The organism is Arundinibacter roseus, from assembly GCF_004348825.1.
GTDB classification, from domain to species: Bacteria; Bacteroidota; Bacteroidia; order Cytophagales; family Spirosomataceae; genus Arundinibacter; species Arundinibacter roseus.
Genome location: NZ_SMJU01000004.1, coordinates 818 through 18,559, shown reverse-complemented (window position 1 = coordinate 18,559; position 17,742 = coordinate 818). Strand labels below are relative to the sequence as shown.

Here is a 17,742-nt window from a genome sequence, read left to right as displayed (position 1 = left end):
TACCCCCCTTTCCATTTCGTAAGAACCAACTACTTTGGTTTTGGGTTATCATAACTCAAATTCAATTAGCAGGACTTGTTCAATTCAGGTAGATTGAAGGCATTATAAAGAAGTGTTTTGCATAAACCTCATAGACAGAAATCAAACTATATTCATGGAAAAAATACACGCCACAACCGTCCTTGGAGTTGTTCATAATGGAACGGTAGCTCTCGGCGCCGACGGTCAGGCTACAATGGGCAACACGGTAGCGAAAAGTAATGTAAAGAAAATCAGGTCATTGCAAGGAGGTAAAATCCTGGTAGGTTTTGCTGGCTCCACGGCTGACGCATTTTCGCTGCTGGAAAAATTTGAAGAAAAACTAAACGCCTACGGCGGCAACATGAAGCGTGCGGCGATTGAACTGGCCAAAGACTGGCGCACTGACCGGTATTTGCGCAAGCTGGAAGCTATGATGATAACGGCCAATAAGGATGAAATTCTGGTAATTTCCGGCACAGGAGACGTCCTCGAACCCGAAAATGGTATTGCGGCGATTGGTTCAGGCGGTAACTACGCACTTTCTGCGGCAGTAGCGCTCAAAAAACATGCACACATAATGACCGCCGAAGAAATGGTACGGGAAAGCCTGCATATTGCTGCTGACTTATGTATTTATACCAATCACAATCTGATTATCGAAAAAGTACAGTAAGTTTTCTTACTCACAAATCGCCTAACAAAATCAGCAGCCGCGCCAGCTCAATCCCGATGGCGCGGCTATTGTTTGGTGTATACTTGTGGGCAATGATGGCAAAGCTCAGCCGTTCACCTTCTTTCGTAACCACGTATCCGGCATAAGCGCGTGTTCCTTCAATAGATCCACTTTTGGCGCGTACATTACCTGCCGCCCGGGTTCCTTTTCCCATATTTCGGACGGTTCCCGTTTCTCCCAGAATGGCAATGGACGAATAGAAATCAGGGAAGGTTTTGTCACGAGTTGCGGCATTAAGAATTCCGGTCAGATTTTGAGTCGTGAGCGAGCCGGTAGGAGAAAGTCCGCTTCCGTCTTTGATAAAAAATCCGTTCATGGAAACCCCGCGCTGCTGCCAATAGTCAATCACAGCTTGCACCGAGGAAGAAAAATCCGGTTCGTCAGTGAGTTTGCGCCCGATTAATTTCAAAAAACTATCGGCATATAAATTAATACTCCACCAGTTCGTTTGTTGACACAGTTCCCGCAAAGTAGGCGATGTGTGGGTATCAAGTACGGTTCTCGGGCTATTTTGGGGGTTATTCTGAATTGTAGAGGGCTCCCCAGAAATGGTAATGCCTTTTTGGGTCAATTCCTGAGTTAACAGGTAAGCCACCGCAAAAGAAGGATTTGGAATGGCGCCGCGTACGCTGAAAGCCGCAGAATTTCGAGGCACCGTACCCGTCAGAAGCACCTCCTTGCTTAAAGGACTCGCATACATATACACCCGGTCGCCCGAACCGGTAGGTCCGGAAGTCACGCGATTTGTCCAGTGTAAAAAAGGCAGGGCAGGCTCGGTGCGCAGGACTTCTGACGGCTGCCCTACATCCGATCCTGTCCGAAACAGCATCGTGTATTTATTCTCATTAAAATTTAATCCCTGCACACCCGCTCCGTAATAATTCCCCAAATCAGCCCAAATCCAGGTATCCGCCAACGATTGTTCATCAAAAAACGAAGCGTCAGCAATTACTTGTCCCTGTACATGTTTTATTCCTGTTTGGGCCAATGCGGTTGACCAACGACTGAGGAGTTGCTGATAGCTGGCAAAATCCTTAAATCTGTCGCTGCCCAAAGAAGGGTCGCCGGTGCCCCGAATGTACAGATTGCCTTTCAGCGTATCTCCTGACTTTTGCCCATCGTATTCCAGGAAAGTTTTATAGGTATAATCGCCGCCGAACACCGAAAGTACCGTGGCCGTAGAAACAAGTTTAAGTATGGAAGCCGACGGAAGTGACTGCTTTTGATTGAGAATCAGCAGGGGACGGTCGGTTTGGCAGGAAGTCAAACTAAAACTCAGCGTGCCGTTTTGCATAAGTTCAGAATTTTGCAATTCTAGCAGGGCATCGGTCAGGTTAGCTAATCCAAGAGAATCTACCACCTGCGAATGAAGTGGCTGGGTAATCCCGCCTAAAAGCCATGCAATCAGGAGAATTCGCTTACAGCATGTCCCAATTGTCAAAAAAAAATTTAGATGTACCTGAAACATTTCGATTGGTTGAAAAAATAACATGAAACGATACTGATGCCTTTTTGGTACTTTTGCGGATTAGTGTTGAAAGTAACGCCTATTTCTGTCGAGGTGCACACAAGCACCCTCTGCCATAAATAGCGAAGGTACGGTTCGGCGCAGGCACTTTTTGCAGGGTCAAGATATTTAAATCTAACAACATTCTTCTTTAAAAAAAGCTTTTATTGACATACAATCCGCTCATACTTTGAGATATTTTTGCATTTTGACTATATGAAATTAACATTTTGGGGCGCCACACGACAAGTTACCGGAAGCATGTACTTACTCGAAGTAGACGATTACCGGGTTCTGATTGATTGTGGAGCCAATTTTGAATTAGATGAAAAAGAAAAAAAAGCGCTTTATGATTTACAAAAAAGTGTTTTCCCTTTTGACCCTTCTCTACTAAATACCGTATTGCTGACGCACGCGCACATTGATCATTCCGGAAATATACCTAATCTATACAAGGAAGGTTTTGAAGGACAGGTTGTATGCACAGAACCGACCTATTCGCTGACGGCACTTCTACTAAAAAACGCCGCTTCGCTGCACCAACGCCGAATAAATACGATTAACGGAACGGCTGCTTCAAAAAAGAAAAAAGGCAAAAGTGCACGAGAACTGCCACGGGATATTTTTCTTGAAAAACAGGTAAATGAAGCACTCGAAAATTTCTTCCCGGTTGCTTTTGGCAGGCGTTATCGAATTTCTGACCAAATTACCGTAACGTACATTCCGGCCGGACACTTGCTGGGCGCTGCGCATATTTACCTGGAAGTTCGCGAAAATGGAGAACTAAAAACCTTGTGCTTTTCAGGAGATATTGGACGAAAAAACTACCCTTTACTCGTTGACCCTCAATCAGTTCCGCAAGCTGACTATTTGATATGCGAAAGTACCTACGGAAATCGCCTGCACGAGGATACCCGCCCGCCGGAGGTAGCCTTGGCCGATGTGATTCAGCGAACCTGCGTGGATATTCCGGGAAGACTCATCATTCCAACATTTAGCGTGGGAAGAACGCAGGCACTGCTTTATACACTCAACCGCCTGTATTTAACCCAAAATTTGCCCCCACTAAAAGTCTTTTCGGATAGTCCGCTAGGATTTGCCAGTACTAAGGTGTACCAAAAGTATGCCCGGATGCTCAACCGGGAGGCACGAGAATTTAAGGAGGAGCATGATATGCTTTTTGATTTTGAAAATCTCATTTATGTCGAAAGCAACGACGCAAGCCGGGCTATTTCCAATTACAGTGAGCCTTGCATCATCATTTCTTCCTCAGGTATGATTCAGGGCGGACGGGTAGAGCATCATATTGCAGCCAATATTGAAAACCCCTACGCCACAATTCTTATGATTGGGTATGCCTCCGAAAACACCCTCGGCTGGCGCTTGCTCAATGGGCAGGATACCATCACGATTGGTAAGGAGAAAAAGTCAGTTTTGGCGAATATTGAAAAAATTGACGTATTTAGCGGTCATGGAGACCGTGACGACCTGCTGGGTTTTGTCCAAATGCAGAAGTCGGATCAACTGAAAAAAATATTTTTGATTCATGGGGAAGAACAAAGCATGAGTCAGTTTCGTGAAACATTACATCAACATGGCTACGGACAGGTCGAAATTCCGGAGCGTGGACAAAGTTTTGATCTATAATCCGAACTAATTACCCGGACTACTAACTAACTATGAGAACCTATCTCGACTTTGAAAAACCAATTGCTGAGCTTGAAACCAAGCTGGCAGATATGCAAAAACTGGCAGAACAAAGCAATGTTGACGTTTCGTCTGCGACTGCTGCTTTGCAGGGGGGTATTGAAAAATTAAGGAAAGAGATTTTTGAAAATCTCACCCGTTGGCAACGAGTGCAGCTTTCACGGCATCCCGATCGGCCGTACACGCTCGACTATATTCAGCTGATGTGCGACGAATTTATTGAATTGCATGGCGACCGTCAGGTTCGGGACGACCCGGCGATGATTGGTGGATTTGCAAATATCGGCGGGCAAAGTGTACTTCTGATTGGGCAGCAAAAAGGACGAAATACCAAGCAACGCCAACACCGCAACTTTGGCATGCCAAATCCAGAAGGCTACCGCAAAGCACTCAGGTTGATGAAGTTGGCCGAAAAATTTAATCGTCCGATTGTTACGCTTATTGACACACCGGGTGCATTTCCGGGCCTCGAAGCTGAAGAACGCGGACAGGGGGAAGCCATTGCCCGAAACCTGAAAGAGATGTTTATGCTCAAAGTTCCGGTTTTGTGCATCATTATTGGCGAAGGGGCCTCCGGTGGCGCGCTCGGAATTGCCATTGGCGATCGGGTATTGATGCTCGAAAATACCTGGTACTCTGTGATTTCGCCCGAATCGTGCTCGTCGATCCTCTGGCGCAGCTGGGATTACAAGGAACAGGCCGCTGAAGCACTGAAACTTACCGCCCGCGATATGAAAGAAAACAAATTGATCGATGGCATTATTCCTGAACCCTTAGGCGGAGCGCATCTTGATCATGGAGTGATGGCGCTGGGCTTGAAAAAGGTAATTATGGAAACGATTGCTGAACTTTCTAAACTTACGCCTGAGCAACGCATCAGCGAGCGTATCGATAAGTTTTGCGCCATGGGAGTTGTGATTGAATAATTGGAATTGTGAAAGAACAAATAAAAAATATCGTTTTTGACCTCGGGGACGTCATTATCAACATTGACGTCCCCCTTGCAGCCAAAGCTTTCGCCGAACTGAGCGGGCAGGAAGCTACTGCTGTTCAGGATGTTTTTAAAGATGTAGAAATATTTCGCAAGTTTGAAACAGGTACGCTGAGTGCAGCCGGATTTCGTGCTTACGTTCGTGAACTTTTGGTCAATCCTGACTGGGAGGATCACCTCATTGATACAGCCTGGAACGCACTCCTGCTGGACATTCCCCCGAAACGGATCGAATTGATTCAAAATCTTCGCCAACGCTACCGATTGTTTTTATTGAGTAATACAAGCAGTATTCATGTAGAGGCGGTAAACAAAATTCTGTATCAGACCACCGGTGTAGAGCAATTGCAGGATCTTTTTGAACAGGTTTTTCTTTCGTACGAAATGGGTGTGATGAAACCGGACGCTGCCATTTACCAACGGGTTTTGCAGGAAGGCACTATGCAGGCTCACGAAACGTTGTTTCTGGACGATAATGCCGACAACATTGCTGCCGCAGCGGCACTCGGTATACAAACTATACACGTACAAAAACCGTTTACGATCCTGGATTACCTCGCCGATTATGTCTCCTAACACCCGTACGCTGCTTTTACAACTGTCCTTATTTGTCCTGACTCTTATCACCACCACCCTTGCCGGTGCGGAATGGATGTTTGGCAATTCATTTGTACTTGTAGAAAAAGCCCTGGGTTGGGACGAGTTCTGGCAGGGACTTCATTTTTCCATTCCGTTTTTATTCATCCTGACGGTTCACGAGTTTGGCCACTATTTTACAGCCAAAGCGCATCAGGTGGAAGTAACCCTCCCCTATTACATTCCGCTGTGGTTTGGCATATCGCAAAGCATCGGAACTATGGGTGCTTTTATACGAATAAAGTCACTTGTCCGGTCACGGCTCAAATTCTTTGACATCGGGATTGCCGGTCCACTCGCTGGTTTTGTAGCCGCTTTGGGGGTTCTTTGGTACGGATTTACGCATCTCCCCCCTCCTGAATACATTTTCTCAATTCATCCTGAATATCAACAATACGGTCTGAACTATCCGGAATTTGTATACCAAAATCAGGAAGGTGCGCTGATTCTGGGGGATTCTCTCCTGTTTTATTGGTTCAAAATGTACGTCGCTGATCCGGCTTTGTTGCCGCATGCCAACGAAATCATTCACTATCCCTACATTTTGGCCGGATACATCGCCCTTTTTTTTACCTCCCTTAATTTGATTCCGATTGGTCAACTGGACGGCGGGCATATTTTATATGGATTAATTGGTAAAAAAAAGTTTGACATCGCTGCACCGGCATTATTTATACTTTTTGCCTTTTACTCCGGTTTGGGTTTGTTCAGAGCCGAAGAGTTTGCCATCCCGGATGAATCTGAATTCTATTCTTTGTTAGGCTACCTGGCCTTTTACATTTACTTTTTATACGTCTGCCTCCGAAAAATAAGTGATAATCCGCGCAATGCCTGGATAATAGCTCTCAGCATTGTAGTACTTCAATTTGGAGTTTCGTACATCTACCCTACCTGGGAAGGCTACCCAGGTTTTTTGCCCTTCATCTTCTTATTAGGGCGTTTCCTTGGCGTATATCATCCCGAAACAATTGAAAACGAGCCTTTGAGCAAAGGACGTATTCTTTTGGGTTGGCTCGCTGTGTTAGTTTTTATTCTTTGTTTTAGCCCCAAACCGTTCATCATAATCGTCTGATTTTTAACCCTATTTCCATTTAATCTCCTCCTCATGAGCACACTATTTTTTAAGTTTCTTTTCAAAACAATGGGTTGGAAAGTAACCGGAATTCCGCCCAAAACCATGCGAAAATCAATCTGGATCGTGGCACCTCACTATTCCAATCAGGATTTTTTTCTTGGGTTGGGCGTACGGGCAACGATCGGTTTTGATATTGGTTTTTTAGGTAAAAAAGAACTATTTACCTGGTATTCGGGCTGGCTGTTCCGTGCCCTTGGCGGGCACGCCGTCAACCGCAGCCAAAGAAATAATCTGGTAGAAAGTGTTTCAGATATGTTCCGAAAAGCAGACGATATGCACATTGCGATTGCTCCCGAGGGCAAGCGAAAAGATACCGATAAAATAAAAACAGGTTTTTACCACATGGCCCTTCGAGCCGGTGTTCCGCTTGTGCTGGTTGGAATCAACAATCCAGAAAAAATACTGATGCTGAGCGCTCCTTTGTTTTTGAGTGGAGACTACCAAAAGGACATGAAAATCATGTACGACTACTACCTGACAATTCCCGGCCCAAAAAAATCATGGCTGACGAACTACGCCAAAACCGGGCTGATTCCCCCGATGACCTAATCAATAACAGGTAATAACACGAAATCCTGTTTCAAAGAATTAGTTATATATAATAAATATACGGCCTGTTCTAGGTGATAGTTCTGCATATCCATGTATATTTGAAGTTGACAAATTAAGTCAGAAAATCGGGTCCATTAGAGAGATTGGTTGTTGTGAAAGAAAAAGATCCGCAAAGGACATCCTTAATCATCCCCTACATTTGCCGCCTGCCGCACGTATATACGTATGGCGCTTTTCTTTTTGCGCGGTTCTCAGGTGTCCTTTTTACTTTATCATTCCGTTTAGATTCGGTTTTCACTGTGAGGATTTGTCATTCTCTGTTAAACTTTTTACGTAGATAATTCTCATGAATCGCGATATAGCTATTGATCTTGGTACTGCAAATTTTCTGATAATACACGATGGAAACGTAGTAGTAGACCAACCCTCTGTGGTGGCATTTGACCGCAGCACCAATAAAATGATTGCCGTCGGCAATGAGGCCATGCAAATGGAAGGCAAAACCCACGCAAACATCCGCACAGTACGGCCGTTGCAAGGCGGAGTTATTGCCGATTTCAATGCCGCTGAGCAAATGATCCGGGGAATGATGGCGATGGCAGGTTTCAAACGAAGCTTCTTTAAGCCCTTCATTCGGATGGTAGTCTGCATTCCTTCCGGTATTACGGAAGTAGAAAAAAGAGCCGTAGAGGACTCCGCAGAAACGCTCGGTGCCAGCAAATTATACCTTATTCATGAGCCAATTGCCGCTGCCGTTGGCATTGGGCTTGATGTGGAAGAGCCCGAGGGAAACATGATTGTGGATATAGGTGGCGGCACTACCGAAATCGCCCTCATCGCATCGAGCGGAATTATCTGCAATCAATCCATTCGCATTGCCGGAAATGCGCTTGATGCTGACATAGAACTCTATATTCGCCACGAATACAACCTGATGATCGGGCAACCGACCGCCGAGCGGATCAAGCAAGCGGTTGGTGCGGCTCTGACAGATTTGCCGGAATCGCAGAAAGAATGTGAAGTGATGGGCCGGGATTTACTCACAGGAATGCCGAAGCAAATCGTCGTTAATCAGGCTGAAATTGCACATTGCCTGGATAAATCCATTGCAAAAATTGAGGAATCTGTCATGAAACTTCTGGAAGTAATGCCGCCCGAACTCGCCGGAGATATTTATCAACGAGGCATGTATTTATCGGGAGGCGGTGCGTTGCTGCACGGATTGGATAAACGCCTTGCCCTAAAAACACACCTGCACGTACATACCGTAGAGGATCCCTTGCGAATGGTGGTCAGAGGAGCAGGAATTGCCCTGAAAACAATTGGGAAATCCAACTATTTAATCAAATAATCAGACCTGCAAAAGCCGGACAATTTCTGCCCCGGTTCGCAGCGAAGCCCCTTTGTCGCCAACCCGCTTTTTGAGTTCGGCATAGGCCGCAAGCTGTTTGGAGCGTTTGGCCCCGCCTTCTACGAGGGCGGCAAGTTCGGCATGTAGATTTTGACTCGAAAATTCATCCTGAATCAGCTCCCGAACAATTTCTTTTTCCATAATCAGATTGACCAAAGAGATAAAAGGAACCTGAATCAGGGCTTTTGCGATTCGGTACGAAACAGCGCTTGTCCGGTAACAAACTACTTCCGGCACGCCAAAAAGGGCGGTTTCAAGCGTTGCCGTTCCGGAGGTTACGAGGGCTGCTTCGGCTATGTGCAGCAAATCGTAGGTAGCCTCATACACAAGGGTTACGCCCGGTTGAGACGTATATTTTTCATACAGCGAAGCGGGCAGGGTGCGTATGGCAGCAATGACAAATTCATGATCTTCAAAATACGGTTTAATGCTCAGCATTCGGTCCAGCATGCCCGTTACCTCCTGCTGCCTACTGCCCGGCAGCAACGCAACGACCCGCTTTTGTCCGAGCTCATTCTTGTTACGAAACGATTCATCAGGCACAAAATCCTGAATTGCATCCATCAAAGGATTTCCTACGTAGGTAACTTCGTAACTATATTTTTTGTAGAAATCGACTTCAAATGGAAATATCACAAACATGTGATCCACGTTTGCCTTAATGCCGAGCGCCCGGCGCTGATTCCAGGCCCAAACTTTGGGAGAAATGTAATAAAAAACCCGAATGCCTTTTTTCTTCGCAAAAGCCGCTATGCGAAGGTTGAAACCCGGATAATCAATCAAAATCAAAGCATCCGGGGCATTTTCGATTAAGTCTGCTTTGCATTTTTTGAGAAAGCCTGAAATTGTCCGCAGATTTTTAAAAACTTCCCAAAATCCCATGAAGGCCATTTGCGTGTAGTGCATGACGAGCTCGGCACCCTGTTCTTTCATCAAATCTCCTCCCCACGCCCGAAACTGTGCATCAGGATCGTGCGCCCTTATGCCCTTCATCAGATTTGAACCGTGCAAATCGCCCGAACGCTCACCGGCAATGAGGTAGTATTTCATAGAAAGATTAAAAAAAGACAAACTTGACGAAAGTTATTCGCCATAATACTCCACAAAGTTTTTGGGAGTCTCGACTAGTTTAATGTAATGCAGATGGGCAGCAGGTGCTTTTTCGGTAATAATTGGCGCAAGAATTTTCCAGATTTCCATCACAAAAATTTCGCAGGAAGCCATTTTACCTTCCATAAAATCAACGTCCAAATTCAGGTTTCGGTGGTCCACTTTATCTACCACGTGCTTCTTAATCAGCTCACCAAGTACTTTAAGATCGATCACAAAACCTGTGTCGGGATCGGGTGTACCTTTGACCGTTACAATGAGTTCAAAGTTATGTCCATGAAAATTTCGGTTGGCGCAGGGCCCAAAAACCTCCTGATTTTTTTCTTCTGACCATGCAGGATTATACAGGCGATGCGCAGCGTTGAAATGTTCTTTTCTGGTTACGTAAATCATACTTTATTTCAAATCTTTCAGGTACAAAATTACATCTTGTTCCCATAGTTTTTTATCAATTAGCGAAATCAACTAAAAAAAATCCTACTTTTAGGGAACAGCCGGGTTAGTTCTCCCAGCGGTTTTATCCTAACTTTACAGGTTCAAACATTCTTCACAAACACTAGACTCAGGAGGTATGATTGTTGTCACGGGTGCAGCAGGTTTTATTGGCAGTTGCCTAATCAGTAAATTAAATCAGCAGGGCTTTACGTTTATTATTGCCGTAGATGATTTTTCAAAAACAGAAAAACTCGAAAATCTGGACGGCAAGTCGATTCAGGAACGGGTGGAGCGCACCCATTTTTTTTCGTGGCTGGACCAAAAACACGAAGAAGTCGAGTTCATTTTTCACATTGGTGCCCGTACCGACACTACTGAATTTGACGTCGAAATTTTTGATGAGCTTAATCTGAATTATTCCAAAGAAATCTGGAATCGCTGCGTGGAGTATCATATTCCGGTGGTATATGCTTCCTCTGCTGCTACATATGGCCTGGGAGAATTTGGGTATGAAGACAACGAATCACTTATTCCGCAGCTCAAACCGCTGAATCCTTACGGAGATTCCAAGAATGATTTTGATTTGTGGGCCCTTTCTCAGGAAAAGAAACCGTTTTTTTGGGCGGGTCTCAAATTTTTTAATGTGTATGGTCCCAATGAATTTCACAAAGGACGAATGGCATCCGTAATTTTTCATGCTTTTCACCAAATCAAAAAGACCAGCAAAATGAAACTCTTCCGCTCTCACAATCCTAATTTTCAGGATGGCGAGCAGATGCGCGACTTCGTATATGTGAAAGACGTGGTGGATGTTTGCTTATTCCTGATGCATCATCGCAAAAATTCGGGTATTTATAACCTGGGAAGCGGTGAAGCCCGCACGTTCAAAGATCTGGTGTTGAATACCTTTCGGGCCATGAGCATTGAACCTGACATAGAATTTATTGATACACCCGTCGATATTCGTGACAAATACCAATACTACACGCAGGCGTCGATGAGTAAGCTGCGCTCTATTGGTTTTTCTCAGCCGTTTCATTCACTTGAAGATGGAGTTCAGGATTATGTAGCAAATTACCTTATTCCTGAAAAATATTATTGACGTATAGGAAGGTTTAAAATAAACTTTGCCAAAAACTCGCCATTTCTTTGCCCATTCAGATTTGGGGGGTGATTCCTGTCAGGAAAGTGAGCTTATTTAGAATTTTTCTATATTTTTGTACAAAACGACAAACTGATCCCCTCTTTCAGTTGTTAACTGATTATATCTTAAAAAGGTAACTTTTAGCATTATGAGCAAAGAAGTAGAATTACTTGAAGAAATTACCAATTCAGACTATAAATACGGCTTTATCACGGACATTGAGGCGGATGAAGCACCTCCCGGTTTAAGCGAAGACATCGTTCGGTTTATTTCTGCAAAGAAAAACGAACCCGAGTGGATGCTGGAATGGCGGTTGAAAGCCTATCGTTCCTGGATAAAGATGACTGAGCCCGTATGGGCAAATGTACACTATCCGGCCATTGATTTTCAGGCGATCAAATATTACTCTGCTCCCAAGAAAAAGAAGCAGGTGGATAGCTTGGATGATATTGATCCTGAACTGAGAAATACGTTTGAGCGTCTGGGAATTTCACTGGATGAGCAAAAACGTCTTTCCAATGTAGCAGTAGATGCTGTCATGGATTCTGAATCGGTTTTTACAACCTTCAAAGAATCATTAAAAGAAAAAGGCATCATTTTTTGCTCCATCAGTGAGGCAATCAAAGAGCATCCGGATCTTGTAAAAAAATATCTGGGATCGGTAGTTCCTCCAAAAGATAATTTTTATGCCGGACTAAACTCCGCTGTTTTCTCAGACGGATCGTTCGTTTATATTCCAAAAGGCGTGCGTTGCCCCATGGAACTTTCTACCTATTTCCGGATCAATGCGTCAGGAACCGGGCAATTTGAGCGTACGCTGATTATTGCTGATGAAGGAAGTTATGTAAGTTACCTGGAAGGTTGCACGGCACCGATGCGGGATGAAAATCAGCTTCACGCAGCGGTGGTTGAAATTTTTACGCACGAAAAAGCCGAAGTGAAATATTCTACCGTTCAGAACTGGTATCCGGGCGATAAGGAAGGAAAAGGCGGAATCTATAATTTTGTGACCAAGCGTGGTATTTGTGACGGCGCTTATTCCAAAATTTCCTGGACACAGGTTGAAACCGGCTCGGCAATTACCTGGAAATATCCTTCGGTTATATTGAAAGGCGATCATTCCATTGGCGAGTTTTACTCGGTAGCCGTTACCAACAACATGCAGCAGGCGGATACCGGCACCAAAATGATTCATATCGGCAAGAATACCAAAAGCCGAATTGTATCGAAAGGTATTTCTGCCGGGAAAAGTCAGAATTCGTACCGCGGATTGGTGGAAGTTTTTAAACGTGCCGAAAATGCCCGTAATTTTTCGCAGTGCGATTCGCTCTTATTAGGCGACCGCTGTGGAGCGCATACGTTCCCGTATATCGAGGTTAGCAATCCAACGGCCACTGTTGAGCATGAAGCTACTACATCAAAAATTGGAGAGGATATTTTGTTCTATTGCAATCAACGTGGTATTGCTACCGAGCAGGCCGTAGCGCTGATCGTCAACGGTTATGCCAAAGAAGTACTCAACCAACTTCCGATGGAGTTTGCGGTTGAAGCTCAAAAACTGCTTGAAATTAGTTTGGAAGGTAGCGTTGGTTAATCTTTTCGATCCAATATAGATTCAAAAATCGGTCAGGCTGAAATTTTCAGTCTGACCGATTTTTTTTGTTCAATTCTTATTCTCATGACTACGTCCCTGCAAACCACCTGTATGAATAGCTACGATGGTAGAGCCGGGAGTGAAAAAATTTTTACGCATCAAATCATACACTCCATAGAGCATTTTACCCGTATACACATGCTCCAAAAGCACGGAATGCCGCTGCTCAAATTCGCTCATGAAACGAATCAATTCCGGCGTATGACGAGCATATCCACCAAAGTGATAGTCTGTCCGAAGCGTCAAACGTTGAGCAGCCGTGGGTTCATTTATCCATTTTAAAATATCTCCAAAAAGAAAATCTCCACCTTTCAGTGCAGAAAAAGCCAACACCCGTGAAGTCGGTGCCGACAATAGACCAGCGGCAGTTCCGCCCGTTCCGGCGGCTACGGTGTAAGCATCAGCAGAAAAACCTAATTGCTTTTCCGTTTCATCAACTACTTCACGCACGCCCGGCAAAGCCAAAGCGGTGGTTCCACCTTCTGGCAGCAAAAGATATTTTCCGAAATCCACGGTAAAGTTTTGAAGAAAATTGGGATCTTCTTTTTGTCGGTACAATTCACGGCTTACAGGCAAAAGAGTCATGCCTTGAGCACGGCAAAAGTGCAGGGTTTCGGTGTCTTTCTCCGCAAATTCATCACCACGAATGACACCAAACGTTTTGATTCCCAACGCCTTGCCTGCGGCAGCAGCTGCGTACAGGTGATTGGAGCGGGCACCTCCAAATGTGATCAGAGATTCATATCCTGATTTTTGAATTTCCAAAAGCGAAAACTTCAATTTTCGCCACTTATTACCAGAAATCTCAGGGTGAATTTCGTCGTCTCTTTTCAGGTACAGGTCAATTCCCGCCCGTTGAGTAGGTGCATCAAGCAGGCGTTGTAGCCGTGTTGGTCCAAAAGGAATCAGAAAGTCCACGTAAATTTTTAATATTTTTGTCAAAAGTAGAACGAAGCCTGTATACCTACAACTTTTCACGCCCCGGCGGCGCGGTCAATTTATTACTACTCTATGTCTGATCATTCGCAGGAAATACCCGAAGACGAAGAAGATTTATACGAACATTACCGGCTTGTTGCCGACAAAGGTCAGGGACCGATGCGTCTTGATAAATACCTTAGTCTGCACGTACCAAATGTAACCAGGACTAAAATACAAAATGGAATAGAAGCAGAAGCTATCACTGTGAATGGAATTGCCTCCAAAGCAAGCTATAAAGTCAAGCCGTTGGATGTGATTGTTCTATCGCTTCCGCAGCCACCGCGTGACACGGAAATTGTTCCCGAAAATATTCCCCTCAATATTTTATATGAAGATGAAGAAATGACAATCGTGAACAAGCCCGCCGGAATGGTCGTTCATCCGGCGTTTGGTAACTGGACGGGCACCCTGGTGAATGCGTTGGTGTATCACTTTCAGCATCTGCCGACCAACCGAAATGGAGACATTCGTCCTGGATTAGTACATCGAATAGACAAAGACACCTCCGGGTTGCTAGTTATAGCCCGTACTGAATTCGGAATGACTTTTCTTGCCAAACAATTTTTTGACCATAGCATTGAGCGTACATACTATGCACTCGTTTGGGGAGAACCGAAGCAGGACAAGGGAACAATTGAAGGGCACATTGGCCGTAGCGCCAAAGATCGTCGGGTAATGGATGTTTATCCGGACGGAAGTCAGGGCAAAGCAGCGGTGACTCACTACGAGGTTATTCATAAATTACGCTATGTTTCGCTTCTAAAATGCACACTTGAAACCGGTCGCACCCACCAAATTCGGGCACATATGAAACACATTGGACATCCGATATTTAGCGACAGTACGTACGGCGGAGACCGGATTTTGAGAGGGACCACAAGTGGAAGCTATAAGGCCTTTGTCGAAAATTGTTTTAAAATCATGCCCCGCCAAGCCTTGCACGCTAAGTCTTTGGGCGTGGTTCATCCCAAAACAAAACAATGGATGCAGTTTGACACAGAGCTACCGGAAGATTTTCGAGAGGTATTAGCCCGATGGGATAATTTTGTACAACATCAGTAGTATTCACCTGCTTTGCGATTATAACTAATAAAACCTTCAATTTTTAACTAACCCAATTTCATGAACATTACAACACGACACGGCACACGCGAAGATATTCCGGCTGTTTTTGAATTAGTAAAAGAATTGGCAGTATATGAAAAAGCCCTGGATCAGGTTTCCAATACGGTTGACCGGATGACTCAGGATTATGAACAAAATCTTTTTGATTTTTACATTGCAGAATCGGAGGGAAAAGCCGTTGGCCTGGCGCTTTTTTACTTTCGCTATTCTACCTGGAAAGGCAAGCGGTTGTATCTGGAAGATATTATCATTACCGAAACGATGCGGGGAAATGGAATTGGAAAAATTCTTTTTGATGCCGTGGTCAAAGCGGCTCATGAGACAAACTGCACGGGTATGATGTGGCAGGTATTGGACTGGAATACTTCTGCTGTAGGCTTTTACCGCAAATACGGCACACGGTTTGACGACGAGTGGCTCAATTGCCATTTGGACTTTTGAAAAAGTACAAGATAAAAAGGGGCATTCCGAAAGTTCGGAATGCCCCTTTTTTTATTCTTCAACTACATGATTTTTTTACTTACCAGATCTTGTCTTCTTGATTACAAATGGCACGCAAACATCTACCGGGCAACAGTCAATTACAGCAACCATAATTGGACAACATCCCTGTGCAGGACATTGGGTCTCGGTTGCGGTAAAGGTATACTGACCGGATTCCGAAATAATCAGTGAATTGCCGACAGCTACCTGAACATCATCTCTAAACCAAACGACATTTGTGTATTGGTTTGGTACAGAAGCAACGTAGGCCTGTCCGCGACAGACTTCAATTGGAACTGTAAAGCACTCACGATCAATATCATCTTCACTTTCATCGCCATTGTTAGGAGTGCTATCTTCGTCTTTCTCAGTCATTTTGGTAATTTCGGCGGTATTAAACCAAACTCCCAGCCCAATCACTCGTACTTTAATATTGAGAGAAAGCGTATCTCCTACCTCAATGCTGTCAAACGTCCATTTTCCATTGGAATAATTCCCTACGGTTGACGTATAGGAAAGGTACTGAACTCCGGCATTAAGCGTATCGGTAACTTCAATTCCGTGCGCAATAGCTTCTCCCTCGTTCCAAACCCGAATGGTGTACGTTAGCGTATCGCCCAATTGAGCCACTTTTTTACTGATGGATTTATCGAGGGCCAAATCATAGATTTTATTACAATTCAATTTTTCTACGAGAACTGTATCTATACATGTTCCATTGGAAAGTATAAAAGTATACACACCGATGGCACTCATGCCCTGAATCGATCCGCTGGAAGTAATAGTAGCCGGTGCAGGATTTAATGCTGCAACCGCATAGGAGCTTCCGGCAACGACCGGCAATGTCAAAGTATCCGTACAGGTTGATTGATTCGTTGGCGCATTTGGTATTCCACGGAAAATAAACACCGTATCAGAGCAGGTACTTCCAATGGTATTATCATTCAGGTAAAAAATGAAAACTCCACTCTCAGTCATCCCTCTAACAATTCCCGATTGAGAATCTATGGAAATTGAGGCTGGATTCATCGGACTTGAAACCCATGATTGATTGATTCCGGCATTAGGCAAATCTGCGGTGGTTACTGGTGCACAAATGGAAAGGTCAGGACCGGCTTCGGGTTTAATACATTCTTCATTACAGTCAGGCACCAAAACTCGTAGAGTATCTGCACATTCTCCTGCCTTCCATACAAATGTATAAGAGCCTGGCACCAATCCGCTTACTGTTGTATTCGGATCCGCTGCATTAGCAAATGAAACAACAGATGATTGATTTCCTACCTGACTCCAACTTGCATTGGGGAATGGCACCGCATTCAGAACTGTGCTTATTACCGGTATACTACCTATACAAGCAAGGTTCAATTGTTTATTTATTCCAACGGATGGTTTTTTTGTTGAAATACTCACAATCGCCGTATCCGAAGCAGAACAGCCGTTTGCCGGATTCGTAACGGTTACGGTATAAATTCCTTCCAAAGTGGCCGTGATGCTGGCAGTCGTTGCTGTGAAGTTCGACGGGCCGTTCCATGCATAGGTGATTGTTTGTGGGGAACCCGTGGCCGTAATCGGCAAGCTTGTTACTTCGCAGGTCAACTGACCACCCGTGGCTACTACCGTTGGCGTGGCCGCATCTTTACTCACAATCGCCGTGTCAGATGCTGTACAGCCGTTGGCCGGATTCGTAACGGTTACCGTGTAAATTCCTTCCAAAGTGGCCGTGATGCTGGCTGTCGCTGCTGTGAAGTTCGACGGGCCGCTCCATGCATACGTAACATTTTGTGGGGAACCCGTGGCTGTGATCGGCAAGCTTGTTACTTCGCAGGTCAACTGACCACCCGTGGCTACTACCGTCGGCGTGGCCGCATCCTTGCTCACAATCGCCGTGTCCGAAGCCGTACAGCCGTTGGCCGGATTCGTAACGGTTACCGTGTAAATTCCTTCCAAAGTGGCCGTGATGCTGGCTGTCGTTGCTGTGAAGTTCGATGGGCCGCTCCATGCATACGTAACATTTTGTGGGGAACCCGTGGCTGTGATCGGCAAGCTTGTTACTTCGCAGGTCAACTGACCACCCGTGGCTACTACCGTTGGCGTGGCCGCATCCTTGCTCACAA

16 protein-coding genes are annotated in these 17,742 nt (G+C 45.0%); 11 read left to right on the top strand and 5 right to left on the bottom strand.

The annotated features are described in order from the left end of the window. Positions 1 to 154: 154 nt before the first annotated feature. Entirely contained in the window at positions 155 to 694 is a 540-nt protein-coding gene (gene hslV, locus EZE20_RS06480) for an ATP-dependent protease subunit HslV (RefSeq protein ID WP_132115748.1), read from the top strand. Positions 695 to 704: 10 nt separating this feature from the next. Here hslV and dacB read toward each other — a convergent pair whose 3' ends face one another. Then, positions 705 to 2,195, bottom strand: coding sequence for a D-alanyl-D-alanine carboxypeptidase/D-alanyl-D-alanine endopeptidase (gene dacB, locus EZE20_RS06475; protein WP_228713602.1), 1,491 nt, complete (start codon positions 2,193 to 2,195; stop codon positions 705 to 707). Between the two features lie 282 nt (positions 2,196 to 2,477). Between dacB and EZE20_RS06470 the strand changes: the two genes are divergently transcribed. The 6 genes from EZE20_RS06470 to mreB all read left to right on the top strand — a co-directional run bounded on the left by EZE20_RS06470 (position 2,478) and on the right by mreB (position 8,633). Then, positions 2,478 to 3,908, top strand: coding sequence for an MBL fold metallo-hydrolase RNA specificity domain-containing protein (locus EZE20_RS06470; RefSeq protein ID WP_132115746.1), 1,431 nt, complete (start codon positions 2,478 to 2,480; stop codon positions 3,906 to 3,908). A 32-nt stretch (positions 3,909 to 3,940) separates the two neighbouring features. Next, a complete protein-coding gene (locus EZE20_RS06465; RefSeq protein WP_132115744.1) occupies positions 3,941 to 4,894 on the top strand; it encodes an acetyl-CoA carboxylase carboxyltransferase subunit alpha in 954 nt (317 codons plus the stop codon). An 8-nt stretch (positions 4,895 to 4,902) separates the two neighbouring features. Then, positions 4,903 to 5,535 carry an HAD-IA family hydrolase gene (locus EZE20_RS06460; protein ID WP_317129156.1) on the top strand — a complete coding sequence of 211 codons (633 nt, stop codon included), beginning with the start codon at positions 4,903 to 4,905 and terminating at the stop codon, positions 5,533 to 5,535. Then, positions 5,525 to 6,667, top strand: coding sequence for a site-2 protease family protein (locus EZE20_RS06455; RefSeq protein WP_132115740.1), 1,143 nt, complete (start codon positions 5,525 to 5,527; stop codon positions 6,665 to 6,667). The genes EZE20_RS06460 and EZE20_RS06455 overlap by 11 nt, the downstream gene beginning before the upstream one ends. A gap of 33 nt (positions 6,668 to 6,700) precedes the next feature. Next, positions 6,701 to 7,279 (top strand): 1-acyl-sn-glycerol-3-phosphate acyltransferase, encoded by a 579-nt coding sequence (locus tag EZE20_RS06450; protein ID WP_132115738.1) that lies wholly within the window; start codon positions 6,701 to 6,703, stop codon positions 7,277 to 7,279. A 349-nt stretch (positions 7,280 to 7,628) separates the two neighbouring features. Then, positions 7,629 to 8,633 carry a rod shape-determining protein gene (gene mreB, locus EZE20_RS06445; protein ID WP_132115736.1) on the top strand — a complete coding sequence of 335 codons (1,005 nt, stop codon included), beginning with the start codon at positions 7,629 to 7,631 and terminating at the stop codon, positions 8,631 to 8,633. Here the strand turns inward: mreB and lpxB are convergent, their stop codons facing one another. Then, on the bottom strand, positions 8,634 to 9,743 hold the full coding sequence (lpxB, locus tag EZE20_RS06440; RefSeq protein ID WP_132115734.1) for a lipid-A-disaccharide synthase: 1,110 nt from the start codon (positions 9,741 to 9,743) through the stop codon (positions 8,634 to 8,636). It lies immediately after the preceding gene. Between the two features lie 33 nt (positions 9,744 to 9,776). Further along, positions 9,777 to 10,196, bottom strand: coding sequence for a 6-pyruvoyl trahydropterin synthase family protein (locus tag EZE20_RS06435; protein WP_132115732.1), 420 nt, complete (start codon positions 10,194 to 10,196; stop codon positions 9,777 to 9,779). Positions 10,197 to 10,374: 178 nt separating this feature from the next. Here EZE20_RS06435 and rfaD point away from each other — a divergent pair, with 178 nt between their 5' ends. Both rfaD and sufB read left to right on the top strand, forming a co-directional pair. Then, positions 10,375 to 11,340, top strand: a complete 966-nt coding sequence (rfaD, locus tag EZE20_RS06430; protein WP_132115730.1) for an ADP-glyceromanno-heptose 6-epimerase — start codon at positions 10,375 to 10,377, stop codon at positions 11,338 to 11,340. A 190-nt stretch (positions 11,341 to 11,530) separates the two neighbouring features. Continuing rightward, entirely contained in the window at positions 11,531 to 12,976 is a 1,446-nt protein-coding gene (sufB, locus tag EZE20_RS06425; protein ID WP_132115728.1) for a Fe-S cluster assembly protein SufB, read from the top strand. Positions 12,977 to 13,045: 69 nt separating this feature from the next. On the opposite strand, the gene EZE20_RS06420 is transcribed toward sufB, so the two are convergent. Further along, the gene (locus tag EZE20_RS06420; protein WP_228713600.1) at positions 13,046 to 13,978 is read right to left on the bottom strand and encodes a 1-aminocyclopropane-1-carboxylate deaminase/D-cysteine desulfhydrase; all 933 of its coding nucleotides are present in this window, start codon (positions 13,976 to 13,978) and stop codon (positions 13,046 to 13,048) included. 69 nt (positions 13,979 to 14,047) lie between these two features. Between EZE20_RS06420 and EZE20_RS06415 the strand changes: the two genes are divergently transcribed. Both EZE20_RS06415 and EZE20_RS06410 read left to right on the top strand, forming a co-directional pair. Further along, entirely contained in the window at positions 14,048 to 15,079 is a 1,032-nt protein-coding gene (locus tag EZE20_RS06415; RefSeq protein ID WP_132115726.1) for an RluA family pseudouridine synthase, read from the top strand. Between the two features lie 60 nt (positions 15,080 to 15,139). Then, complete coding sequence (locus tag EZE20_RS06410; protein WP_132115724.1) at positions 15,140 to 15,583, top strand: GNAT family N-acetyltransferase; 444 nt, start codon at positions 15,140 to 15,142, stop codon at positions 15,581 to 15,583. Positions 15,584 to 15,658: 75 nt separating this feature from the next. On the opposite strand, the gene EZE20_RS06405 is transcribed toward EZE20_RS06410, so the two are convergent. Continuing rightward, the coding region (locus EZE20_RS06405; protein ID WP_165933423.1) for a DUF11 domain-containing protein at positions 15,659 to 17,742 on the bottom strand (2,084 nt) is incomplete at its 5' end.